This window comes from Bradyrhizobium sp. UNPA324, from assembly GCF_006658635.1.
GTDB classification, from domain to species: domain Bacteria; phylum Pseudomonadota; class Alphaproteobacteria; order Rhizobiales; family Xanthobacteraceae; genus Bradyrhizobium; species Bradyrhizobium nanningense.
In genome coordinates this window covers 4138973-4161368 of record NZ_LFJD01000004.1, presented here as the reverse complement: position 1 = coordinate 4161368, position 22396 = coordinate 4138973, and the positions used below count along the sequence as shown (strand labels likewise).

Genomic DNA, 22396 nt, shown 5'->3' with positions numbered 1-22396 from the left:
TGGACAAAATTGATAGTATGGACTTTTTCGTCGTTGCTCTTATCCTGCCGCAGGCTGATTGCGCGTGGAGCAGACGACATGGCAAAGGCGAATCCGGCGCGCAGCTGTCCGGTTGCGGCCTTTCAGAAGATGATCAGCGGCAAGTACAAGCTGCGCATCGTTTGGGACCTCAAGGACGGCCCGCGCCGCTATGGCGAGATCCGAAGCGGCCTTCTGCGCGGTGCCAACGGCAGCGCGGAGATCACGCCGCGCGTGCTCAGCCGCGAACTGAAGGCGCTCACGGCGAGCGGCCTGATCGACCGCAAGGACTTCGGCGAGGTGCCGCCGAAGGTCGAGTATCGCCTCACCCGCAAAGGCAAGAGCTTCGTGCCCGTCGTCGCGGCAATCCGTGAATGGGGCGAACGTCACCTCAGCGAGACGGCCGCGCTCGCGGACGCGGCAGAATAAATCTCACATCTCGCCGGTGATGAACGGATTGGTCATCCGCTCCTGCCCGATGCTCGAGCCTGCGCCGTGGCCGCAGATGAAGCCGACGTCGTCGCCGAGCGGCAGTAGTTTTGTCTTGATCGAGTTGATCAGCGTGGCGTGACTGCCGCCGGGCAAATCGGTGCGTCCGACCGAGCCCGCGAACAGGACGTCGCCGACATGGGCAAAGCGCAGCTCCTTGTTGAAGAACACCACGCTGCCCGGCGAGTGGCCGGGGCAGTGGAAAATGTCGAACGCGAGGTCGCCGATCGACACGGTGTCGCCCTCGTTGAGCCAGCGATCGGGCGCAAAGTTGCGCACCCCCGTCATGCCGAAGCGCGCGCCGCTTTCGACCACGTTGTCGAGCAGGAATTTGTCCGCTTCATGCGGCCCCTCGATCGGCACTTTCAGCGCATCGCGCAAATCTGCTGCGCCGCCGACATGGTCGATATGGCCGTGGGTCAGCCAAATCTTCTCGACGGTGACCCCGGTCTGCTTGATCGCGTCCAGGATCTTCGGCACGTCCCCGCCGGGATCGATCACCACGGCCTTCTTGGAGGGCTCGTCCCAGATGATGGTGCAGTTCTGCTCGAACAGCGTCACGGGGACGATGATCGCGCCGGCCTTGGCTTTGGTGTCATTTTGCTCGGTCATGGCGCCACAATGCCGATTTTTGCCAGGCCGCCAAGCAAAAGATTCGTCACGGCTCCCGGGAACAATAGTCACACGGCTGTCCCAATTGGCCTGCCAATCTGAACCGGGACGGTGTTGTCGCGTTCTCCCGCGCAAGATGCAGATTTTGGGTGGTCTCCCCGCATGGCTCAAAGCAACGAAAATTGGTGGCGCGACGGCATCTTCTATCAGATCTACCCGCGCTCGTTTCAGGATTCGAACGGTGACGGCGTCGGCGATCTCGCCGGCATCTTGCGGCGGCTGCCTTATGTGAAATCGCTCGGTGTCGATGCGATCTGGCTATCGCCGATCTTCCCGTCGCCGATGGCCGATTTCGGCTACGACATCTCCGACTATACCGGCATCGAGCCGCTGTTCGGCACGATGGAAGATTTCGATGCGCTGATCGCGGCCGCCCATGACAACGGCCTGAAGTTGATCCTCGATCTCGTGCCCAACCACACCTCCGACCAGCATCCCTGGTTCGTCGAAAGCCGCGCCTCGCGCGACAATCCCAAGCGCGACTGGTACATCTGGCGCGATCCCGCGCATGACGGAGGCGTGCCGAACAATTGGCTGTCCGAGTTCGGCGGCAGCGCGTGGCAGTTCGACGAGACCACGGGTCAATATTATTACCACGCCTTCCTCGCCCAGCAGCCGGACCTGAACTGGCGCAATCCGGATGTCCGCAACGCCATTTACGACGTGATGCGGTTCTGGCTGGAGAAGGGCGTCGACGGTTTTCGCGTCGACGTGATCTGGCACCTCGTCAAAGACGCCGAATTCCGCGACAATCCGCCCAATCCGCATTACGTCGAGGGCCGGCCGCCGAACGAAAGAATCTTGACGCAATATTCCACCGACCAGCCGGAGGTGCATGACGTCATCGCCGAAATGCGCCGCGTCACCGATGCGTATCGCGCGCGCGTTCTGATCGGCGAGATCTATCTGCCGCTGAACCGTCTCATGGCCTATTACGGCAACGACCTCACCGGCGCGCAGATGCCGTTCAACTTCGCGCTGCTCTCGACGTTCTGGAGCGCGCGCTCGATCGAGAAGATCATCGAGGATTACGAGAAGGCGCTGCCGCGCGGCGCCTGGCCGAACTGGGTGCTCGGCAATCACGATCGTCCGCGGGTTGCCAGCCGCGTCGGGACGGAGCAGGGCCGCGTCGCCGCCATGCTGCTGCTGACGCTGCGCGGCACGCCGACGCTCTATTACGGCGACGAAATCGGCATGCACCAGGTGGCCATTGCGCCCGAGGATGTCCGCGATCCCTTCGAGAAGAACGTGCCCGGCATCGGAGTAGGTCGCGACGGCTGCCGCACGCCGATGCAATGGGATGCGACCGAATTCGCAGGCTTCTCCGCCGTGCGGCCATGGCTGCCGCTGCCGGAGCATTATGTGCGCGACAATGTCGTCAATCTCGATGCCGATGCGCACTCGATCCTCAGTCTCTACAAACGCCTGATCGGCTTGCGCAAGAGCTGTCCGCCGCTGATCGCCGGCGAATATCATCCGATCGCCGCGCAAGGCGATCTCCTTATCTATCGCCGCGAGGCCGGGGGCCGGGCGGTGATCGTGGCGCTCAATCTCGGCGCGGACCCGGTCACCGTGACGACGAGCGCAGTGCCTTTCGGCAGCAGGATCTTGCTGTCGACATTCCTGGATCGCGAGGGCGAGCAGATCGAAGGCGTGCTGGATCTGCGTGGCAATGAGGGCGTGGTAGTCGCGCCACCGTAAGATGGCGTCCCGGATCTGCGCGCGCTCGAGGCGCGCGTGTCCGGGACGACAGCGGTGGGCGTCGATACATCTACCCCGGATGCTTCTTTCCCCGCGCCGTATCGCGGTCGATATCGCTCCGCTTCAACAGATAATCCAGCCCGCCGACGCGGTACCAGCGATAGCCGTAGGGCTCCAGCACGACGCGGTGCTGGCCGCGCTTGTCGGCGTGGCTGTGGTCCTCGGCGAGCAGATTGATCAGGTGCGCGCCGGCCTCGCCCGGTAGCCCGACCGAGAACGCGATCTCGCGCGGCTTTTCGTCGAGATTGTGCACGAACAGCACCGAATTATTGCGCCAGTCGTAGCGCATGATGAACACGGCGGGATCGCGCACCGGAAGGATGACGAAATCGCCCCAGCCGACCTCCGGCACTTCCTTCCGCATGCGGACAATGCGCTCGGTCCAGTTCAGCATGGAATTGGGGTCGCGCCGCTGTTTGGCGACGTTGACGTGCGGATAGCCGTACGGTCCCTTGTCGATCACCGGGCAGGCCGGCCTGTCGCTCTTGGTGAAGCCGCCGTGCGGCTCGGTCGACCATTGCATCGGCGTGCGCGCGCAATTGCGCTCGGGCAGCGACAGATCATCACCCATCGCGATCTCGTCGCCGTAGCGGATCACCGGCGTTCCCGGCAGCGTGCACATCAGGCTGTAGGCGAGCTCGAGCCGCCGGCGGTCCCCGCCCAGCATCGGCGCGAGCCGGCGGCGGATGCCGCGGTCGTAGAGCTGCATGTCCTTGTCGGGGCCAAAGCTTTTGAACACTGTGTCGCGCTGCGCCTTGGTCAGGCGTCCCAGATCGAGTTCGTCGTGATTGCGCAGGAACAGGCCCCATTGCGCCGTGGCGGGGCGCGGCTTGGTCGCCTTCAGCGCTTTCGCCAGCGGGCGCGAATCGGCCGAGGCCAGCGCATAGAACAGATGCTGGTTGACGTGGAAGTTGAACATCATGTGCATGCGGTCGGCGTCGCGGCCAAAGTACTCCATGTCCGTTTTCGGCAGCACGTTGGCCTCGGCGAGGATGATGGCGTCGCCCTGCCGCCATTGCAGGAATTCGCGGAACGCGCGCAGCATGTCGTATTGCTCGACCGGGTTCTTCACCTTGGCGCCCTTGGTCGCGATGATAAAGGGCACCGCGTCCATGCGGAAACCGCAGACGCCGAGCTGGATCCAGAAGCCCATGATCTTGAGGATCTCGGCCTGAACATGCGGGTTCGAGGTGTTGAGATCGGGCTGGAAATCGTAGAAGCGGTGGAAGTAATAGGCTCCCGCTTCCTTGTCGCGCGTCCAGGTCGATTTCTGCACGCCGGGAAACACCATGCCCTTGTTGGCGCCGGCCGGCTTTGTGTCGGACCACACATACCAGTCGCGATAGGGCGAGGCCTTGTCGCGCCGCGCCTCCTTGAACCAGTGATGCTGGTCGGAGGTGTGATTGACGACGAGGTCGATGATGATGCGGATGCCGCGCTGCTTGCAGCCATGGGCGAACTCGACGAAATCGCCGAGCGTGCCGTAGCGGGGATCGACGCTGTAATAATCGGCGATGTCGTAGCCATCGTCGCGGCCCGGCGAGGTCTGGAACGGCATCAACCAGATCGTGGTGATGCCGAGGCCGTGCAGATAGTCGAGCCGGCGGAGCAGGCCCTTGAAATCGCCGACGCCGTCGCCGTTGGCGTCCATATAGGAGCCGACGGACAGGCAGTAGATCACGCCGTTCTTGTACCAGAGATCGTCGATCATGCGCGCGCCGCCTCGGTGGTTCCGCCGAGGTACGGCGGCTGCGTGATAAGTGCGTGGGGAAGGGGAGGTTCCGCGCTCCCGCATCCACGGTGTCGTCCCGGACAAGCGCGCCCCGATCCGGGACCTATAGTCACAGGGAGCCGTTTTGCGCCGACTTGGAGTTGCCAGCTCGTGCCACAACTGCCTCCTGTGGCTATGGGTCCCGGATCTGCGCTGACGCTTGTCCGGGACGACAGTGGAGATTGAGGCCGCAGCTCGCCCCCATCGAACAGTGTCCGCCCCGAACGGAATCGGCTATCCTCCGGCCAATGGATAACACTGCCCGCATCAGCCTCGTTCCGCCGCCCGACCGCCGCCAATCCGAGACGGCGCTCGCGATCGCGCGCGGCACATCGCGCCTCTTAAGATCGCTCGGCTTTTCCTGCATCAGCGAATTGCCGCTACCCTCGGGCCGGCGCGCCGATCTGGTGGCGCTGAACGAACGCGGGGAGATCTGGATCGTCGAGATCAAATCGTCGGTGGAGGATCTGCGTGCCGACCAGAAATGGCACGAATACCGCGCTCATTGCGACCGGCTGTTCTTCGCCTTCACGCAGGACCTGCCGTGCGAGATCTTTCCTGAATACACCGGCCTGATCGTCGCCGACGCCTACGGCGCGCACCTGCATTGCGAGGCGCCCGAGCACAAGCTTGCTGCCGCCACGCGCAAGCAGATGACGGTGCGGTTTGCAATGGCGGCGGCGCTTCGGATCAACCGCTTGGTCGATCCCCAGGGGCATGCGGAGTTTTGGGAGTAGCGGCAGTCTCGTGTCCCGGACGCGCTGCAGCGTGAAACGCTGCTGCGCAGAGCCGGGACCCAGGAAGCGGCAGCGCGAACTTAGGTATGGGCCCCGGCTCTGCAGCGCATCGTCGAAGAGACGCTGCGCTGCGTCCGGGGCACGAGCGCGGCAGAAACTTACCGCGGCGCGCGCTTGGCCAGAATGCGCTGCAGCGTGCGCCGGTGCATGTTGAGCCGGCGCGCCGTCTCGGAGACGTTGCGGTTGCACATCTCGTAAATGCGCTGGATGTGCTCCCAGCGCACGCGGTCAGCCGACATCGGGTTGGTCGGCAGCTCGGATTTCTCCGCGCTGGTCGACAATAGCGCCGCGACGACGTCGTCGGCATCCGCGGGCTTGGAGAGATAATCGATCGCGCCCATCTTCACCGCGGTGACGGCGGTGGCGATGTTGCCATAACCGGTCAGCACGATCGCGCGCGCATCCGGCCGCTTCTTCTTCAGCGCCGAGACCACGTCGAGGCCATTGCCGTCGCCGAGCCGCAGATCCACCACGGCGAAGGCGGGCGCCGCCTTGCCGATCTGCGCAAGACCGTCCGAGACCGTGTCACATGACGTCACCGCGAAGCCGCGCGTTTCCATGGCGCGCGACAGCCGCTCCAGAAACGGCTTGTCGTCCTCCACGATGAGCAGCGAGCGGTCGGTCTGTTCGTTCAGTTCGGCGATGGCGTTCAAGGTTTTGTCCTCTCTCCAACGCGTTGACATATGGCCTCGCAATCGGGCGGTGCCAAGGCCGCCGATAGTCGATCGGCCCTGTTGTGCGACGCAAGGTCGCGGCCTCAAGCGCGATGAATCGTCATCGCGCTTGCGATTCTTGTTTTCGGCATGATCCTGCCGGAAAACCGCTGAAGACTTTTCCGGATCATGCCCTATCCTATTGTTTCTTCGAAGGTCTCGATAGCCTCAAATCGTTGTCGCGGCCAAGTGATCTGGACCACGGCCCCGTATTCCGGAAAGGTCCGATTGGTGAACGAGACCTTGGCGCCGGTGCGCTCCAGCAGCGTGCGCGCGATGAACACGCCCAATCCGAGGCCGCGTCGTTCACCGCCGCCCTCGTCCATGGTTCGCCGCCGCGACAGATAGGGCTCACCGATCCGCTTCAGGATGTCGGGCGGAATGCCGGGGCCGTCGTCGGAGATCACGAGCTCGATCGTGTCCTTGTTCCACCACGCATTCACCTCGACCGTGGTGCGGGCGAAATCGACCGCGTTCTCGACGATGTTACCGACGCCGTACAGGATCGCCGGGTTGCGCGAGCCGACCGGCTCGGCGACGATGGCCACTGCAATGCGCACCTTGATCTCGACGCCGAAATCGCGGTGCGGGGCCACCACCTCCTCGATCAGCTCCGACAGCTTCATGCGGTCGAACGGCGCACCGGTGGAGGAGAGCTGGGTGATCTTGCTCAGGATGTCGCGACAGCGCTGGGTTTGCTCGCGCAGCGTCTTCAGGTCGGCGGCAAAACTGGCGTCCTTCACCGTCTTTTCCAGCTCGCGCGAGATCAGGAAGATCGTGGCGAGCGGCGTGCCGAGCTCGTGCGCGGCGGCCGCGGCAAGGCCGTCGAGCTGGGTCAGATGCTGCTCACGCGTCAGCACCAGCTCGGTCGCCGCCAGGGCGTCCGCGAGCTTGCGCGCTTCTTCGGTCACCTGGAACGAGTAGAGGCTGGTGACGCCGATCGCGAGCACGATCGAGAGCCAAACGCCGACGAGATAGATCGGCGGCAGCACCAGCGGATCGTCGGAATCCCAGGGCAGCGGCAGGTGGAAGAAGAACAGCACCGAGGCGCAGGCGACCGCGAGCAGGCCGAGGCCGAAGGTGAAGCGCGCCGGCAGGGCCGTGGCCGAGATCAGCACCGGCGCGAGGAACAGGAACGAGAACGGGTTCTGCAAGCCGCCGGTGAAGTACAACAGACCGGCCAGTTCCACGATGTTCAGCGCGAGCAGGCCGGCCGCCTGCATCGGCTCCAGCCGCTGCATCGGGTTGGCCGCGGTCTGGAGCGCCAGATTCAGTGCCGCCGACAAGGCGATGATGCTGACGCAGGGGACGATCTCGACGTTGAATTCCAGCCCCTGCGCCACGATGAAGATCGCGGCGAGCTGGCCCAGCACCGCCAGCCAGCGCAGCCGCAAAATCGTGTCCAGGCGGATATGCCGCTGCGCGTGGCGGAAGTTGGAGGCGGCAATTTCGGTCATATCGGCCAATGTGGCGGTGCCTTCCAAGGTCACAAACGTTGGGCTCGCGGAACCACCGGATTACAAGCCTTGCGCTCCCTGCCGCAATAGCAGAAGAACGGTCAGCATGACCGAGAATGACAAGGCTTCAAGTCGGCCGACTGTCGCGGAGAGCAGCTCGCCCGCGGCGATCACGGTCGATCACCTCGTCAAGGTCTACAAGCAGACCCGCGCCGTCGACGATATCTCCTTTTCGCTGCCGCGCGGCAGCATCACCGGGCTTCTGGGCGGCAACGGTGCCGGCAAGACCACGACCATCGCGATGATCATGGGCCTGGTGCTGCCGACCTCCGGCCGCGTGCAGGTGCTGGGACATCGGATGCCCGAGGATAGCGCGGCGGTGCTGGGGCGGATGAATTTCGAGAGCCCCTATGTCGACATGCCGATGCGGCTCACGGTCCGACAGAACCTCACCGTGTTCGGCAAGCTCTATGCGGTGAAGAACCTCGCCGGTCGCATCAAAGAGCTCGCGGACGATCTCGATCTCGCCGACTTCCTCGATCGCGCCAACGGCAAGCTGTCCGCCGGGCAGAAGACCCGCGTCGCGCTTGCCAAAGCGCTGATCAACCAGCCCGAGCTCTTGCTCCTGGACGAGCCGACCGCCTCGCTCGACCCCGATACCGCGGACTGGGTACGGGCGCATCTGGAGCGCTATCGCAAGGAGAACAGCGCCACCATCCTTCTGGCTTCGCACAACATGCTCGAGGTCGAGCGACTCTGCGACCGCGTCATCATCATGAAGCGCGGCCGCATCGAGGACGACGACACGCCCGAGGCGATCATGGCGCGCTACAACCGCACCACGCTGGAGGAGGTGTTTCTCGACGTCGCGCGCGGCCGGGTGAACGGCGCGAAGGAGGCGGTGAGGTGAGAGGAGGCCGTCATTGTAGCCCGGGTGAGCGTAGCGATACCCGGGAACGCAGCGAGCAAAGACCCGGATGTCGCTTCGCTCATCCGGGCTATGCGGTGCTGCCATGACCGACATCTCCCTCCACCACGGCATCTCCGCTCACCGCATCGGCGCGATGATCCTGCGATACTGGTACCTGCTGCTGTCGTCCTGGCCGCGGCTGCTCGAGCTGTTGTACTGGCCGGCGCTGCAGGTCATCACCTGGGGCTTCATCCAGTATTACATCGCGCAGAACGCCAGCTTCTTCGCGCGCGCCGGCGGCACGCTGATCGGCGCCGTCATCCTCTGGGACATCCTGTTCCGCGGCCAGCTCGGCTTCTCCATCTCGTTTCTGGAAGAGATGTGGGCGCGCAACCTCGGCAACCTCATGATGAGCCCGCTGAAGCCGATCGAGTTTCTGCTGTCGCTGATGGTCATGAGCCTGATCCGGCTCGCGATCGGAATCATCCCGATGACGCTGCTGGCGCTGTTCCTGTTTCACTTCAACGTCTACGCGCTCGGCCTGCCGCTGATCGCGTTCTTCTGCAATCTGATCTTCACGAGCTGGTCGGTCGGCATCTTCGTCTCGGGCCTGGTGCTGCGAAACGGGCTCGGCGCCGAGAGCATCGTCTGGACCTTGATGTTCGTGATCATGCCGCTCGCCTGCATCTACTATCCCGTCAGCGTGCTGCCGATTTGGCTGCAATACGTCGCCTGGACGCTGCCGCCGACTTACGTATTCGAAGGAATGCGTGCGCTGCTGATCGAGAACACCTTCCGCACCGACCTGATGCTGGATGCACTGGCCATCAATTCAGTGCTTCTGGTTGCATCTTTTGGGGCATTCCTTGCCCTTTTGCGCAGCGCCAAAAAGCACGGCTCGCTGCTGTCGGCCGGCGAATAGCGTCACTTTCTCGTGGATTCAGGCTGGTTGAGCCGATTCCGCCACGTAGATGTACGGAACCATGCATTGACGCAATATTACGCATTCGGCAGTATGCTGCGATGCGAAGAGGAATATAGCGATGCCCATTGGTGAGTTTGGCGGCGCGCCGCCCCTGGCGGCTGAAGGCAGTCCGGTCCTGACGACGCCGATGTACTGGATGTACGAGATGGCGCACGCCTCCCTCAATCCGGCACGTGCGGTCACTGACGCCACCAAGCTGCTGTTTCAGAATCCGCTCAATCCGTGGGCGCGCACCGAAGTAGGCAAGTCGGTCGCCGCGGCGTGCGAATTGTTCGAGCGCACCACGCGCCGCTACGGCAAGCCGGAATGGGGTCTCAACGACACCGAGGTCAACGGCATCCGCGTCCCTGTCGAGATCCGCTCGGTCTGGGAAAAGCCGTTCTGCCGGCTGCTGTACTTCGATCGCAAGTTCGCGCGGCCCTTGCGCAGCCCGCAGCCGCGCGTGCTGATCGTGGCACCGATGTCCGGCCATTACGCGACGCTGCTGCGCGGCACGGTCGAAGCCTTCCTGCCCGCGCATGAGGTCTACATCACCGATTGGGCCGACGCCCGCATGGTGCCGCTCAGCGACGGCCGCTTCGATCTCGACGATTACATCGATTATGTCATCGAGATGCTGCATGTTCTCGGCGGCAACACCCACGTCATGGCGGTGTGCCAGCCCTCCGTGCCCGTCGTCGCCGCCGTCTCGATCATGGAAGCGCGGCGCGATCCGTTCGTGCCGACCTCGATGACACTGATGGGTGGCCCGATCGACACCCGCCGCAATCCGACCGCGGTGAACGACCTCGCCCAGGAGCGCGGCATCGACTGGTTCCGCAACCACGTCATCACCAAGGTGCCGTTCCCGCATCCGGGCATGATGCGTGACGTCTATCCGGGATTCCTGCAGCTCAACGGCTTCATCAGCATGAATCTCGACCGGCACATGGATGCGCACAAGCAGCTGTTCGCCCATCTGGTGAAGGGCGACGGCGACCTCGTCGACAAGCATCGCGAGTTCTACGACGAATACCTCGCCGTGATGGACCTCTCCGCCGAATATTACCTGCAGACGGTCGATACCGTGTTCGTGAAGCACTCGCTGCCGAAGGGCGAGATGACCCATCGCGGAACACGCGTCGATCCCTCCAAGGTCACGCGCGTTGCGCTGATGACGGTGGAAGGCGAGAATGACGACATCTCCGGTCTCGGTCAGACCGAAGCGACGCATTCATTGTGCAGCTCGATCCCTGATCATCGCCGCGTTCATTACGTCCAGAAGGGCGTCGGACATTACGGCGTGTTCAACGGCTCGCGCTTCAAGTCGGAAATCGTGCCGCGAATCCACGACTTCATGGTTTCGGCGGCGAATCCGAGTTCATTGCAGGCCCGCGCTGCCGAATAAGCTTCGTTTTCGGCTTTCCCGTCGAAAATCCAGGCTTGGACCGAGGCACCGGCGGGGTGAATTCCGGGTCGGATTCGCGGTATTTAGGTAGCTTTATAGGAGTGAGTCAGCACTCACCCCTTGGGGGTGCCGCATGCACTCAGCGAGGGAGAAAAAAGCTGGTTCCAACCCCAGTCTGTAGGGTCTCCCGGACGTCTGACCGCTGTATATTGGGCAAATGATTTGTTTTTGCGCCGAGCGCTTCCCAAGGCGGCGGTTATGGCAGAATCCGGGCGCCCTCCTGCCCCCCGGACTGACAGACATGGCCACTCGCGCACTCCTTTATCGGCGGCCCCACGAACCAAAGACCCTCGTCATCACCCACGGATCGCAATTCTTTGCCATCCGATTGCGCCGGCATCGCCGCGCGCGCCGCTACACGCTCAGAATTCATCCGAGCGATCGCGAAGCCATTCTCACCATCCCGCCGCGCGGCACGCTCGCCGAAGCGAAAGACTTTGCGCAGCGTCACGGCGCGTGGATCGCGGCACGTCTCGGGCGCTTGCCGAAGGCCGCGCCGTTCCAGCCTGGCACGGTGATACCGCTCCGCGGCACGCCGCATCGCATCGTTCATCGTGCCGGCACGCGCGGCACGGTATGGACCGAAATGCGCGATAGCGGCGAACGCATCCTCTGCGTTGCCGGCGGGCTCGAACATGTCGATCGCCGCGTCAGCGACTTCCTCAAGCGCGAGGCGCGCCGCGATCTGCAGCGTTCGGCGGAAGCCCACGCCGCCGAGCTCGGTGTCAGGGTCAAGCGCCTTTCGATCCGCGATCAGTCCAGCCGCTGGGGCTCCTGCACCTCTGCCGGGTCGCTGTCGTTCTCCTGGCGCCTGATCCTCGCGCCGCCCTTCGTGCTCGACTATCTCGCCGCCCACGAGGTCGCCCATCTCGTCGAGATGAACCACTCGGCGCGGTTCTGGCGCGTCTGCGGCAAGGTGTGCCCGTCGATGGAGCGCGCCAAAAAGTGGCTCGATACCTACGGCAATGATCTGCATCGCTACGGGGTCGAGGATTAGGCCCTCGCTGCTAACGTCTTGAAAGGTGTCATCGCCCGGCTTGCCGCCTTCGCTGAAGCTTCGGCGCGCCGAGCGCAGGTGTGGGCCTCGGCGAAGCCTTGGCGGAGCCGGGACCGGGCGATCCAGTACGCCGAGACGGCACTGATTGAATCGAGAAGCCCCGGCGTACTGGATTCCCCGCTTTCGCGGGGAATGACAGCGGAGAGGAGCGGCTGGTGGTTAGGGAGGACTTGCCGAAGTGTTGCAGCTGGTGCAAGCCCGCGCTCCCGGCGTTTGTGCCGCCCGCGCAAGCCGTTGATTTTGTTATCGCCGGCTACTGTGCATGGGGTTGTTTTCGCATTTCTTGTCTTGAGGCCATGCGGACCTCAAGCCGCGCCTATCGGTTTCCGCCAAACAACCGGTCCATCAGCCAGCCATCGAGCCCTGCCGCAGCCTCCGGCCGCGCATTGGCGCGCGTCGGCGGCGGGCGATAGCCGCCATTGTTGACCGCTGCCGGTCCGGGCGTGACTGCTGCCGGCGCTGTCACCTGCGAGGCTGCCTGCGCGAGGTTCGACAGGCCCCAGCCGCCTGGTGCGCTCGGCAGGGCTGCCACCGGCACACCCTCGTGCGCCGTCTTCATGAAGCGCGACCAGACTTCCACGGGCAGGCCGCCACCGGTGGCCTTCTTGGTCGGCGAGTTGTCGTCGTTGCCGAGCCAGACGCCGGTGACGAGGTTCGCCGTGTAGCCGATGAACCAGGCATCGCGATAATCCTGGCTGGTGCCGGTCTTGCCGGCCGCGGGCCAGCCCGGGATCTCCGCCTTCTTGGCGGTGCCTGATATCAGCGTCTCTCGCATCATCGCATTCATCATGCCGACATAGCGGGGATCGATGACCGGATTACGCTCTTCCGGCTGGCGCATGTAGAGCAGCTTGCCGCTCAGCGTCCTGATCCGCGTCACGACATGCGGCGCCACCGCGAAGCCGCCATTGGCGAAGGGCGCGTAAGCGCCGACCAGCTCGACCACCGAGACTTCCGACGTGCCGAGCGCGATCGAGGCATTCGGCTCGAGCTTCGAGGAGATGCCGAGCCGGTGCGCGGTGCGCACCACGTTCTTCGGTCCGACCTCGAGGCCGAGGCGGATGGCGACGGTGTTGAGCGACATCGCCAGCGCCTGCGTCAGCGTCACCGCGCCGAAATATTCATGGGTGTAGTTCTCGGGTCTCCAGCCCTTGACCTCGATCGGCGCGTCCTGGCGCATCGTGTCAGGCGTCAGGCCCTGTTCCAGCGCCGTCAGATAGACGAACGGCTTGAACGAGGAGCCCGGTTGGCGTTTTGCCGTGACCGCGCGGTTGTACTGGCTCTCGGAATAGTTCCGCCCACCCACCATGGCGCGCACGGCGCCATCAGGCGTCATCGCCACCAGCGCGCCCTGGCTGACGTTGAACTTCACGCTCTTGGCCGCGAGCTCGTCGATGATGGCGGCTTCCGCCACGCCCTGCAGCTTCGGATCGATCGTGGTCTCGACCTTGATGCTCTCGTCGATCTGGCCGACCAGGTCGTCCAGGACCTCGCCGATCCAGTCGGCGACGTAGTTGACCGTGCCGGCGCCGGCCGGCTTCACATTGTAGGAGGGATGGCCGATCGAGGCCTTCGCCTGCGCGTCGGTGATGAAGTTTGCATCCGCCATCGCCGTGAGCACGATTTGCGCACGCGCTTCCGCGCCTTCGGGATTGCGGTTCGGCGCGAGGCGCGAGGGCGATTTGACGAGGCCGGCGAGCATCGCCGCTTCGGCGACCGTGACGTTCTTGGCCGACTTGCCGAAATATTTCTGCGCGGCGGCTTCGACGCCGTAGGCGCCGGAGCCGAAATAGACGCGGTTGAGATAGAGCTCCAGAATCTCGTTCTTGGAATGCTTGCGCTCCAGCCAGATCGCGAGCTCCGCCTCCTGCAGCTTGCGCTGCATGGTGCGCTCCTGGGTCAGGAACAGGTTTTTCGCGAGCTGCTGCGTCAGCGTCGAGCCGCCCTGCGACACGCCGCGGTGGAGAACGTTGGTGACGAGGGCGCGCAAAATGCCGACGGGATCGATGCCGAAATGCGAATAGAAGCGGCGATCCTCGATGGCGATGAACGCCTTTGGCAGATAAGGCGGCAGGTCGTTCAGCGCGACATTGGCACCGGCCATCTCGCCGCGTTGCGCCAGCATGCTGCCGTCAACGCCGACGATCTGGATCGTCGGTGGCCGCTTGGGGATTTCCAGCGACTGGATCGGCGGCAGATGGGCGCCGACATAGATCACGACGCCGACCACGGCGATGACGCCCCACAAGCTCAGCACCGCGCCCCAGTAGACCAAGCGGCCCAGGCTGAACCCGCCGCGCGACTTCGACCGGCGTTTGGCACCGCTGCGGCCGGCCGGCGCCTTGCGCTCGCGCGGGGGCTCGTCGCCGGCATCGTCGCTCTTGCGCTTGCCGGATGATTTCGCAGATTTCTTCGGCTTGTCGTCGCCGCCGGGAATGCGATCCGCCGCGGTCAGGCGCAGATCGGCGAGCGCTGCGGGCAAGCCGAACAGCGGCTCCTTCCGCCCACCCTTTTTCTTTCCCCACGCCATACGCACAACGCCCGGTCAGCCCGCCCCGCCGCACGCTAGCGGTCGCTGTTTAAGGCCCGGTTACCCCGGCGTTAACGCGTGATTAGGAGGTGGGGCATTCGCACCCCGCAGTTCCGCATTCTCGGCGGCAAAGCTAGGATCGTCGGCATAAAGAAGAGGGAGCGCACATGGGCCATATCGATCCGACCAAGGAGATCTTCGCGCAGTTCCGGGAGAACAACCGTCCCGGTCCGATCCACATGCTCAACCTGGTGCGGTTGCGTAAAGAAGCGGCCTATCCGGACGGACGCAAGGCGAGCGGCGCGGAAGCCTATGCCGCCTATGGCCGTGAGAGCGGCCCGGTGTTCGAGCGCCTCGGCGGCCGCATTGTCTGGCAGGGCAAGTTCGAGCTGATGCTGATCGGCCCGCAGGAGGAACGCTGGGACCATTGCTTCATCGCGGAATATCCGAGCGTCGCGGCTTTCGTCGAGATGATCCGCGATCCTGTTTACCGCGAGGCAGTGAAGCATCGCCAGGCGGCGGTGGAGGATTCCCGGCTGATCCGGCACGCAGTGCTGCCGGTGGGCAAGAACTTTGGCGAGATACCGACGTAGGGCGCATTCACGCGCCACTCTCTCCCCGTCATCCTGAGGTGCGCGTGGCGCGATGCATTGCATCGCGCCGGGGAGCCTCGAAGGATGCGCGGCCCGGATGCTTCTGCGCGGTGACCAGTCGGGCCGTCGGCCGCCAAGGGGCGGCCGCCTCAGGGTGACGGTGATGAATCGGGCCAAGCTCTCAAGAAAATCGGCGGCCAGGAGGCCGCCGATCACATCGCGAACTTCAAGCAACCACTAACCCGCCGGACCCGCGTCCTCCAGGATCGGGCCGAACAGCTCCCAGCGCTCGCCGTTGAACTTCATCATCTGAAGCTGCTTGTTGACGCGGTAGTCGGTCGGCGAGGTGTTGGCCTTGATGCCGGGCAGGGACAGGTCGAGCTCCACGTCCTTCAGGCTGGTGGCGACCTTCATGACGTTCTCGCGGGTGAGGTTGTCGCCGCATTTCTGCAGCACGTAAGCCATCAACTGGGAGGTCGAGTAGCCGTAGCTGTTGAAGCTCGAGTCCTTGTCGCCGTCCGGATAATACTTGGCCATGAACTCGAAATATTTCTTCATGCCTGGATCGTCCTTCCAGGTCGGATCGAGCGGATCCTTGCCATAGTTGACGCTGATCACGCCCTTGGACGCTTCAAGTCCTGCGGGCTTCATCACGGCGCCGACCGACGTGGCGTTGATGTCGAGAATGTGCACGGGATGCCAGTCGAGCTCGGCGATCTTCTTGATCGCCTGCGCAGCCTGTTTCGGCGTCGTGGCACTGAAGAACAAATCCGCGCCTGCCGACTTGATCTTGAGGATCTGCGAATCGATGGTGGGATCGGAGACCTCGTATGAAGCTTCCGCGACGATCATGCTAGCGGCCTTGTCTCCAAGCCCGGCCTTGATGCCGTTCAGATAGTCCTTGCCGAGATCGTCGTTCTGGTAGAGGACGCCGACTTTGGCGTTCGGATGGTTCTTGATGATGTACTGGCCGTAGATGCGGCCCTCGACGAAGTAGTTGGGATTGAAGCCCATCGTCCAGGGGAAGTTCTTGGGGTCGGTGAATTTCGAGGCGCCGGTGGCCGCGAACAGTTGCGGCACTTTCTTGGCGTTGAGATATTTCTGTACGGCAGCGTTCGAGGGGGTGCCGAGAAGCTGGAAGGTGAGCAGCACCTCGTCGCTCTCGACCAGCTTGCGCACCTGCTCCACGGCCTTCGGCGGCGAATAGGCGTCGTCGTACTGGATCAGGTTGATCTTACGGCCATTGATGCCGCCCTGATCGTTGATCATCTTGAAATAGGCGGCCTGCGTCTTGCCGATCGTGGCATAAGCGGAGGCGGGGCCGCTGAACGGATTGGTCTGGCCGATCTTGATTTCGGTGTCCGACGCGCCGGGATCATATTTCTTCTGGGCATTGGCCGCTGAAATCGACAGCGCCAGAGTCAGCGCCGTGGCCATGGCCAGATGCAGTTTTCCATTCCTCATTCGCAATTCCCTCAATCTGTTATTGCCGATGATCTGCCGGACACATTGTGCGTCCGATGCCATCGCTGAGGGCGAGTGTGGAGGAACGTGTGTTGCGATGCAAGGTGGGCGTTCGTAGGGTGGGGTACGACCAGCGGTTTGCGTTTTGCGCAATCCGCTGCGCTAATCCACCCAACGCATTCGCTAGCCCGACGGTCCGGTGTCTTCGATGATCGGTCCGAACAGCTCCCAGCGTTCGCCGTTGAACTTCATCATCTGCATCTGCTTGTTGACGCGGAAGTCGTTCGGCCCGGTGTTGATCTTGATGCCGGGCAGCGCGAAGCTCGGCGTGAAGTCCCTGATGTTGGCGACCTGCTTCATGACGTTCTCACGCGTCAGGTCGTCGCCGCATTGCTTCAGAACCTGCACCAACAACTCCGCCACCGAATAGGCATAGGTGTTGACGGTGTTGAGCTTGTCGCCTTCCGGAAAATACTTGTCCATGAAAGCGAAGAAGGCCTTCACGCCGGGATCGTCCTTCCACTGGGGATCGCTGGGCTCCTTGCCATATTGGGTCGAGATGATGCCCTTGGAGATGTCGAGGCCGGCCGGCTTCAGCGTCGCCGAGATCGGGCTCGCATTGATGTCGAGGATGTGCACCGGCGTCCAGCCGAGGTCGGCAAGCTTCTTGATCGCCTGTGCCGCGAATTTCGGCGTCGAGGCATCGAAGAACACGTCGACACCCATCGACTTCAGCTTGACCACCTGGGAGTCGACGGTCGGGTCGGTGACCTCGTAGGAGACCTCGCCGACGACCATGCTGGCGGCCTTGTCGCCGAGGCCGCTCTTGAGGCCCGCGAGATAGTCGCGGCCCATGTCGTCATTCTGGTAGAGCACGCCGATCTTGGCGTTCGGATGCTGCTTGAGAATGTATTTGGCGTAGATGCGTCCCTCGGACACGTAGTTGGGATTGTAGGCGATGGTCCAGGGATAGTTCTGAGGATCGTTGAAGCGGGCCGCCCCGGTCGAAGCCAGCAACTGGGGCACCTTCTTGCCGTTGAGATATTTTTGCACGGCGGCATTGGCCGCGGTGCCGATCAGCTGGAACGTGAACAGCACCTCGTCGCCCTCGACGAGCTTGCGCACCTGCTCGACCGTCTTCGGCGGCGAGTAAGCGTCGTCATATTGGATCAGGTTGATCTTGCGGCCGTTGATGCCGCCCTGATCGTTGATCATCTTGAAATAGGCGGCCTGGGTCTTGCCGATATTGGCGTAGACGGAATAGGGCCCGGAGAACGGCACGGTCTGGCCGATCTTGATCTCGGTGTCACTCGCTCCGGTGTCGTATTTCTTCTGGGCGAGAGCTTGACTTACGAAGGCTTGGCTCGCGGAGAACGCGAAGGCGAGCGCCATCGTAGCAGTTAGGAAGCCTCTGCGATTGTTCATATTGGTTGTTCCTCCTGACGGAATTTTCGGCCGACGGTCTTTTCCGTTGATTGCAACGGTCGCCATCGCTGCCGAAGATTGTGGAGGAAGGCTCGGCGCCGCGCAAGGATCGCGGCGCTGCGCCGTAGCGTCTCAGGCCAGGAGCTAAGCCAGGAACAACGCAGCCAGCGCGACTGCCGCCGGCAGTGCCTGCACGATCAGGATGCGGCTGCTGACGGTCGCGGCGCCATAGGCGCCGGCCACGATCACGCAAAGCAGGAAGAACGCCTTGATCTGGAATGCGAAGGCCGGGTTGCCGTGGACGAGACCCCAGATCAGGCCCGCGGCGAGGAAACCGTTATAGAGGCCCTGATTGGCGGCCAGCACCTTCGTGATCTCGGCCTTCTCCGGTGTGTTGCGAAACACCTTCAGGCCCTGCGGCTTGTCCCAGAGAAACATCTCCAGGATCAGGAAGAAGACGTGCAGCGCGGCGACCAGCGCCACCAGGACATTGGCGATCAGAATCAAGGTGAGCTCCCCCAAAGCGTCAGCTTTCGGGTGGACGTTAGCACGGCCGGCATGGCAAGTGCGACGGACACGTTTCGATGCAATGGTGTCGCAATGGCCAGCCGGTCAACCAAACCCTCCGTCAGCTTCGGCCTCGATCGCCTGACGACGCCGATCGGCATCGCGCTGCTCGTCACCGATGCCGAAGGTGCCTTGCGCGCGCTCGACTGGGACGATTACGAGCACCGCATGCGCGAGCTCCTGCGCCTGCATTACGGCGCGGTCGATCTGAGCGACCAGCCTGCGCCCGCGGCCATGCGGACGGCACTGTCGGGCTATTTCGAGGGCGATCTCGGCCAGCTCTCGGGTATCGCCTGGCGGATCGCCGGCACGCCGTTCCAGCAGAAGGTCTGGACTGCGCTCGCGCAAATCCCCGCCGGCACCACGTTGAGCTATGGCGCGATGGCCGCGAAGATCGAGATGCCCAAAGCGATTCGCGCCGTCGGCCATGCCAATGGCTCCAACCCGATCAGCGTGGTGCTGCCATGCCACCGGCTCATTGGCGCGGATGGCTCGCTGGTGAAGTATGGCGGCGGGCTTGAGCGGAAGAGGTGGCTGCTAAGGCACGAGGGGGTGGAGATCTAGCCACCCTGTCATTCCGGGGCGCGCGTAGCGCGAACCCGGAATCCATCGGGCAACACCGACGGTGCCGATGAATGGATTCCGGGCTCGCCGCTGCGCGGCGCCCCGGAATGACGAATGGAGAGGGCCGCGCGCCCCGGAATGACGAGAAACCTCACGCCGCCGGCTGAACTGCCTTGTCGCCGGCCATCACATGGGTCAGTGCGCTCTTGATCGCGGCTTGGCGGGTCGGCGCGTTGATCTGTGCGCCCAGGAGATCAGTGACGTAGAACACGTCGCGCGCGCGCTCGCCGAAGGTCGCGACGTGGGCTGACGCAATGTTGAGGTTGAGTTTCGAGATTGCCGTGGTCAGCTCGTAGAGCAGGCCGGGCCGGTCGAGGCCCGAGACCTCGATCACGGTGTAGCGGTCGGACCATTGGTTGTTGATGGTCACTTCCGGCTCGATCACGAACGGCTTCGCCTTGCTGCGCACGGTGCGCCGCGCCACCACCTCCGGCAGGCGCAGCTTGCCTTCCAGCACGTCCTCGATCATCTCGCCGATGCGGGTGGCGCGCCGTCCCTCGTCCTCGTCGCGGTCGTATTCCCGGGAGATCGAGATGGTGTCGAGCGCGCGGCCGTCGGTCGTGGTGTAGATCTGGGCGTCGACGATGTTGGCGCCGGCCGAGGCGCAGGCGCCGGCGATGATCGAGAGCAGCCAGGGATGGTCGGCCGCGAAGATCGTCAGCTCGGTGACGCCGCGCACCTCGTCGAAGCCGACGTTGATCGCGAGCTTGTGGCCGGCCTGCTCGCTGGAGCGGACGAAACGGGCGTGACGGATCTTGCGCGGCAGCTCAACCTTGAGCCAATAGGCCGGATAGTGCCGGCCGATATAGGCATCGAGCTCGTCCTCCGGCCATTCGGCAAAGGCCATGCGGAATTCGGCATAGGCAACCGCGAGGCGCTTGCCGCGATCGACCTCGGAGAAGCCGCCTGTGAGCACCGGCTCGGTCTCGTAGTAGAGCGAGCGCAAGAGCTGCGCCTTCCAGCCGTTCCACACGCCGGGACCGACGCCGCGAATGTCGGCGGTGGTGAGGATGGTCAAGAGCTTCATCTGCTCGACCGACTGCACCACGGCGGCGAAATTCTCGATGGTCTTGCGGTCGGACAGGTCGCGCGACTGCGCGACCGTTGACATGGTCAGATGCTCCTCGATCAGCCAGGCGATGAGCTCGGTGTCGGCCGGACTGAAGCCGAGCCGCGGGCAGAGCCGGCGCGCCACCTTGGCGCCGGCGATCGAGTGATCCTCCGGCCGGCCCTTGGCGACGTCGTGCAGGAGCGTCGCGATATAGATCACCGCGCGGTGCTCGGGCCGGGACTTGCGCATGAGGTCGCTGGCGAGCGCGAACTCCTCGACGCCGCCGCGCTCGATGTCCTGCAGGAAGCCGATGCAGCGGATCAGGTGCTCGTCGACGGTGTAGTGATGATACATGTTGAACTGCATCATCGAGACGATCTTGCCGAAGGCCCGGATGAATTGGCCGAGCACGCCGGTTTCGTTCATCCGCCTCAGCACGATCTCCGCATTGTCGGAGGTCAGGATCTCCATGAACAGCCGGTTGGCCTCGGGATTTTCGCGAAGCTGCGCATTGATCAGGCCAAGCGACCGCGTCACGTCGCGCATCGCATCCGGATGGAAGGCGAGGTTGTTCTTCTGCGCCAGGCGGAAGATGCGGATCAGATTGACCGGATCGTGCTTGAAGACGTCGGGCGCGGCGACGTTGATGCGGTTGTTGTCGACGATGAAGTCGTCGCTTTCAGGGACGCGCCGCTTCACCGCGGTCGGCCGCAGGCGCGCCATCATCCGGCTCAGCACCGGCGCGGGCTTGGCCTGCTGGTCCTCGAGCTTGGCACAGAGGATGGCGGTGAGGTTGCCGACTTCCTTGGCGACCAGGAAGTAGTGCTTCATGAAGCGCTCGACGTCCTGCATGCCGGGATGCGAGGTGTAGCCGAGCCGCACCGCGATCTCGCGCTGAAGGTCGAAGGAAAGGCGCTCCTCGGCGCGGCCAGAGTAGAAATGCAGATTGCAGCGCACCGACCAGAGGAAATCGGCGCAGCGGCGGAAGGTGCGGTATTCCTGCGCGTCGAACACGCCGCGCTCGACCAGCTCGCTGGTGTCGCGGACGCGGTAGACGTATTTGGCGATCCAGAACAGCGTGTGCAGGTCGCGCAAAGCGCCCTTGCCGTCCTTGACGTTGGGTTCGACCAGATAGCGCGACTGGCCGCCGCGGCGATGCCGCTCCTCGCGCTCGGCGAGCTTTGCGGTGACGAATTCCGAGGCGGTGCCCTGCACCACCTCCTTGTCGAAGCGCGCGACCAGCTCGTCATAGAGCGGCTTGTCACCGGTCAGGAAGCGCGTCTCCAGGATCGCGGTGCGGATGGTCATGTCGCCGCGCGCCTGCCGGATCGACTCGTCGACCGAGCGTGTGGCGTGACCGACCTTCAGCCCCATGTCCCAGAGGCAATAGAGGATGGCTTCGGCGACCTGCTCGCCCCAGGCGGTCTGCTTGTAGGGCAGGATGAACAACAGATCGATGTCGGATTCGGGCGCCATCAGACCGCGGCCGTAGCCGCCGGTCGCGACAACCGCCATGCGCTCGGCGCCGGTCGGGATCGGCGAGCGGTAGAGATGCCGGGTCGCCGCCGAATACAGGATGCGGATGATCTCGTCCTGGACGTGACACAGCCGCTCGGCGCAGCGACGGCCGTGGCGGTCCTTCAAAAGGATTTCCTGTGCCGCCGCGCGCGCCGCGATCAGCTCGGCCTTAAGCAATTGAGCCATGGCCGTGCGGAACGCGTCTTCGCGTCCCTGATGCTTTTCGGCGAGCGCATCGACCGCGGCGGTGATCCGCGCAGTGTCGAAACGATCGTCCACCTCTGCCCTGTGCTCAGTCGTGACGCTGTCCATGTCTCATCGGATATAAGAGGTGGCAGGCGCTGTCACGAGACTTCGTGAGAGGTCGACGGATGAACCTGGTTACCCAGATGGGAGGGCCGCGGCGCCGCTCTTGATAAGCGTCCGTAACATAATGAATATACTGGAGTTTCCGGCTTGAGTTCCGGACGCTCATGGCAGCCTTCCATCAATCACGGGCTGACACGAAACGGATCGCCTTCTATACCGCTCGTCAGATGCGATATGC

The 22396-nt window shown here is 63.7% G+C and carries 18 protein-coding genes; 9 read left to right on the top strand and 9 right to left on the bottom strand.

What is annotated here, in order from left to right; genetic code table 11:
- The first annotated feature begins 78 nt into the window (after window positions 1–78).
- Window positions 79–447, top strand: coding sequence for a winged helix-turn-helix transcriptional regulator (locus UNPA324_RS19995; RefSeq protein ID WP_128922775.1), 369 nt, complete (start codon window positions 79–81; stop codon window positions 445–447).
- Between the two features lie 3 nt (window positions 448–450).
- Here UNPA324_RS19995 and UNPA324_RS19990 read toward each other — a convergent pair whose 3' ends face one another.
- Entirely contained in the window at window positions 451–1119 is a 669-nt protein-coding gene (locus tag UNPA324_RS19990) for an MBL fold metallo-hydrolase (RefSeq protein ID WP_141935573.1), read from the bottom strand.
- A 162-nt stretch (window positions 1120–1281) separates the two neighbouring features.
- Between UNPA324_RS19990 and UNPA324_RS19985 the strand changes: the two genes are divergently transcribed.
- Window positions 1282–2880, top strand: a complete 1599-nt coding sequence (locus tag UNPA324_RS19985) for an alpha-amylase family glycosyl hydrolase (protein ID WP_141935571.1) — start codon at window positions 1282–1284, stop codon at window positions 2878–2880.
- 70 nt (window positions 2881–2950) lie between these two features.
- On the opposite strand, the gene UNPA324_RS19980 is transcribed toward UNPA324_RS19985, so the two are convergent.
- Window positions 2951–4651: an alpha-amylase family protein gene (locus UNPA324_RS19980; RefSeq protein ID WP_141935570.1), complete on the bottom strand. Its 1701-nt coding sequence runs from the start codon at window positions 4649–4651 to the stop codon at window positions 2951–2953.
- Between the two features lie 308 nt (window positions 4652–4959).
- Here UNPA324_RS19980 and UNPA324_RS19975 point away from each other — a divergent pair, with 308 nt between their 5' ends.
- Entirely contained in the window at window positions 4960–5448 is a 489-nt protein-coding gene (locus tag UNPA324_RS19975; RefSeq protein WP_141938926.1) for an MmcB family DNA repair protein, read from the top strand.
- Window positions 5449–5606: 158 nt separating this feature from the next.
- On the opposite strand, the gene UNPA324_RS19970 is transcribed toward UNPA324_RS19975, so the two are convergent.
- A complete protein-coding gene (locus UNPA324_RS19970; protein ID WP_008141807.1) occupies window positions 5607–6161 on the bottom strand; it encodes an ActR/PrrA/RegA family redox response regulator transcription factor in 555 nt (184 codons plus the stop codon).
- Window positions 6162–6355: 194 nt separating this feature from the next.
- Window positions 6356–7678 (bottom strand): ActS/PrrB/RegB family redox-sensitive histidine kinase, encoded by a 1323-nt coding sequence (locus tag UNPA324_RS19965; protein WP_141938924.1) that lies wholly within the window; start codon window positions 7676–7678, stop codon window positions 6356–6358.
- Window positions 7679–7784: 106 nt separating this feature from the next.
- Between UNPA324_RS19965 and UNPA324_RS19960 the strand changes: the two genes are divergently transcribed.
- The 4 genes from UNPA324_RS19960 to UNPA324_RS19945 all read left to right on the top strand — a co-directional run bounded on the left by UNPA324_RS19960 (window position 7785) and on the right by UNPA324_RS19945 (window position 12017).
- On the top strand, window positions 7785–8588 hold the full coding sequence (locus UNPA324_RS19960) for an ABC transporter ATP-binding protein (protein ID WP_128922780.1): 804 nt from the start codon (window positions 7785–7787) through the stop codon (window positions 8586–8588).
- Window positions 8589–8691: 103 nt separating this feature from the next.
- On the top strand, window positions 8692–9510 hold the full coding sequence (locus UNPA324_RS19955; RefSeq protein WP_128922781.1) for an ABC transporter permease: 819 nt from the start codon (window positions 8692–8694) through the stop codon (window positions 9508–9510).
- Window positions 9511–9631: 121 nt separating this feature from the next.
- Window positions 9632–10960, top strand: coding sequence for a polyhydroxyalkanoate depolymerase (locus UNPA324_RS19950; RefSeq protein WP_141935567.1), 1329 nt, complete (start codon window positions 9632–9634; stop codon window positions 10958–10960).
- A 217-nt stretch (window positions 10961–11177) separates the two neighbouring features.
- On the top strand, window positions 11178–12017 hold the full coding sequence (locus tag UNPA324_RS19945; protein WP_141935565.1) for a M48 family metallopeptidase: 840 nt from the start codon (window positions 11178–11180) through the stop codon (window positions 12015–12017).
- 376 nt (window positions 12018–12393) lie between these two features.
- Here UNPA324_RS19945 and UNPA324_RS19940 read toward each other — a convergent pair whose 3' ends face one another.
- Window positions 12394–14607: a transglycosylase domain-containing protein gene (locus UNPA324_RS19940; protein WP_141935564.1), complete on the bottom strand. Its 2214-nt coding sequence runs from the start codon at window positions 14605–14607 to the stop codon at window positions 12394–12396.
- 167 nt (window positions 14608–14774) lie between these two features.
- On the opposite strand from UNPA324_RS19940, the gene UNPA324_RS19935 reads away from it, so the two are divergent.
- Window positions 14775–15200: a DUF1330 domain-containing protein gene (locus tag UNPA324_RS19935; protein ID WP_141935562.1), complete on the top strand. Its 426-nt coding sequence runs from the start codon at window positions 14775–14777 to the stop codon at window positions 15198–15200.
- Window positions 15201–15437: 237 nt separating this feature from the next.
- On the opposite strand, the gene UNPA324_RS19930 is transcribed toward UNPA324_RS19935, so the two are convergent.
- From UNPA324_RS19930 to UNPA324_RS19920, 3 genes are all read right to left on the bottom strand, one after another.
- Window positions 15438–16664 carry an ABC transporter substrate-binding protein gene (locus UNPA324_RS19930; RefSeq protein WP_164936666.1) on the bottom strand — a complete coding sequence of 409 codons (1227 nt, stop codon included), beginning with the start codon at window positions 16662–16664 and terminating at the stop codon, window positions 15438–15440.
- Window positions 16665–16847: 183 nt separating this feature from the next.
- Window positions 16848–18089 (bottom strand): ABC transporter substrate-binding protein, encoded by a 1242-nt coding sequence (locus tag UNPA324_RS19925; RefSeq protein WP_141935561.1) that lies wholly within the window; start codon window positions 18087–18089, stop codon window positions 16848–16850.
- A 144-nt stretch (window positions 18090–18233) separates the two neighbouring features.
- Window positions 18234–18590, bottom strand: coding sequence for a DUF1304 domain-containing protein (locus UNPA324_RS19920; protein WP_181769670.1), 357 nt, complete (start codon window positions 18588–18590; stop codon window positions 18234–18236).
- A 99-nt stretch (window positions 18591–18689) separates the two neighbouring features.
- Here UNPA324_RS19920 and UNPA324_RS19915 point away from each other — a divergent pair, with 99 nt between their 5' ends.
- Window positions 18690–19220 (top strand): methylated-DNA--[protein]-cysteine S-methyltransferase, encoded by a 531-nt coding sequence (locus UNPA324_RS19915; protein ID WP_128922788.1) that lies wholly within the window; start codon window positions 18690–18692, stop codon window positions 19218–19220.
- A 151-nt stretch (window positions 19221–19371) separates the two neighbouring features.
- On the opposite strand, the gene UNPA324_RS19910 is transcribed toward UNPA324_RS19915, so the two are convergent.
- Window positions 19372–22161, bottom strand: a complete 2790-nt coding sequence (locus UNPA324_RS19910) for a [protein-PII] uridylyltransferase (RefSeq protein ID WP_141935559.1) — start codon at window positions 22159–22161, stop codon at window positions 19372–19374.
- Window positions 22162–22396: the final 235 nt, after the last annotated feature.

What these genes read in the sequence shown, in the direction of transcription:
- UNPA324_RS19980 (WP_141935570.1), bottom strand. Translation starts at nt 4,651, where the DNA reads ATGATCGACGATCTCTGGTACAAGAACGGCGTGATCTACTGCCTGTCC.
- UNPA324_RS19945 (WP_141935565.1), top strand. Translation starts at nt 11,178, where the DNA reads ATGATTTGTTTTTGCGCCGAGCGCTTCCCAAGGCGGCGGTTATGGCAG.
- UNPA324_RS19910 (WP_141935559.1), bottom strand. Translation starts at nt 22,161, where the DNA reads ATGGACAGCGTCACGACTGAGCACAGGGCAGAGGTGGACGATCGTTTC.
- UNPA324_RS19960 (WP_128922780.1), top strand. Translation starts at nt 7,785, where the DNA reads ATGACCGAGAATGACAAGGCTTCAAGTCGGCCGACTGTCGCGGAGAGC.
- UNPA324_RS19990 (WP_141935573.1), bottom strand. Translation starts at nt 1,119, where the DNA reads ATGACCGAGCAAAATGACACCAAAGCCAAGGCCGGCGCGATCATCGTC.
- UNPA324_RS19925 (WP_141935561.1), bottom strand. Translation starts at nt 18,089, where the DNA reads ATGAACAATCGCAGAGGCTTCCTAACTGCTACGATGGCGCTCGCCTTC.
- UNPA324_RS19940 (WP_141935564.1), bottom strand. Translation starts at nt 14,607, where the DNA reads ATGGCGTGGGGAAAGAAAAAGGGTGGGCGGAAGGAGCCGCTGTTCGGC.
- UNPA324_RS19965 (WP_141938924.1), bottom strand. Translation starts at nt 7,678, where the DNA reads ATGACCGAAATTGCCGCCTCCAACTTCCGCCACGCGCAGCGGCATATC.
- UNPA324_RS19995 (WP_128922775.1), top strand. Translation starts at nt 79, where the DNA reads ATGGCAAAGGCGAATCCGGCGCGCAGCTGTCCGGTTGCGGCCTTTCAG.
- UNPA324_RS19935 (WP_141935562.1), top strand. Translation starts at nt 14,775, where the DNA reads ATGGGCCATATCGATCCGACCAAGGAGATCTTCGCGCAGTTCCGGGAG.
- UNPA324_RS19950 (WP_141935567.1), top strand. Translation starts at nt 9,632, where the DNA reads ATGCCCATTGGTGAGTTTGGCGGCGCGCCGCCCCTGGCGGCTGAAGGC.
- UNPA324_RS19955 (WP_128922781.1), top strand. Translation starts at nt 8,692, where the DNA reads ATGACCGACATCTCCCTCCACCACGGCATCTCCGCTCACCGCATCGGC.
- UNPA324_RS19930 (WP_164936666.1), bottom strand. Translation starts at nt 16,664, where the DNA reads ATGAGGAATGGAAAACTGCATCTGGCCATGGCCACGGCGCTGACTCTG.
- UNPA324_RS19915 (WP_128922788.1), top strand. Translation starts at nt 18,690, where the DNA reads ATGGCCAGCCGGTCAACCAAACCCTCCGTCAGCTTCGGCCTCGATCGC.
- UNPA324_RS19975 (WP_141938926.1), top strand. Translation starts at nt 4,960, where the DNA reads ATGGATAACACTGCCCGCATCAGCCTCGTTCCGCCGCCCGACCGCCGC.
- UNPA324_RS19985 (WP_141935571.1), top strand. Translation starts at nt 1,282, where the DNA reads ATGGCTCAAAGCAACGAAAATTGGTGGCGCGACGGCATCTTCTATCAG.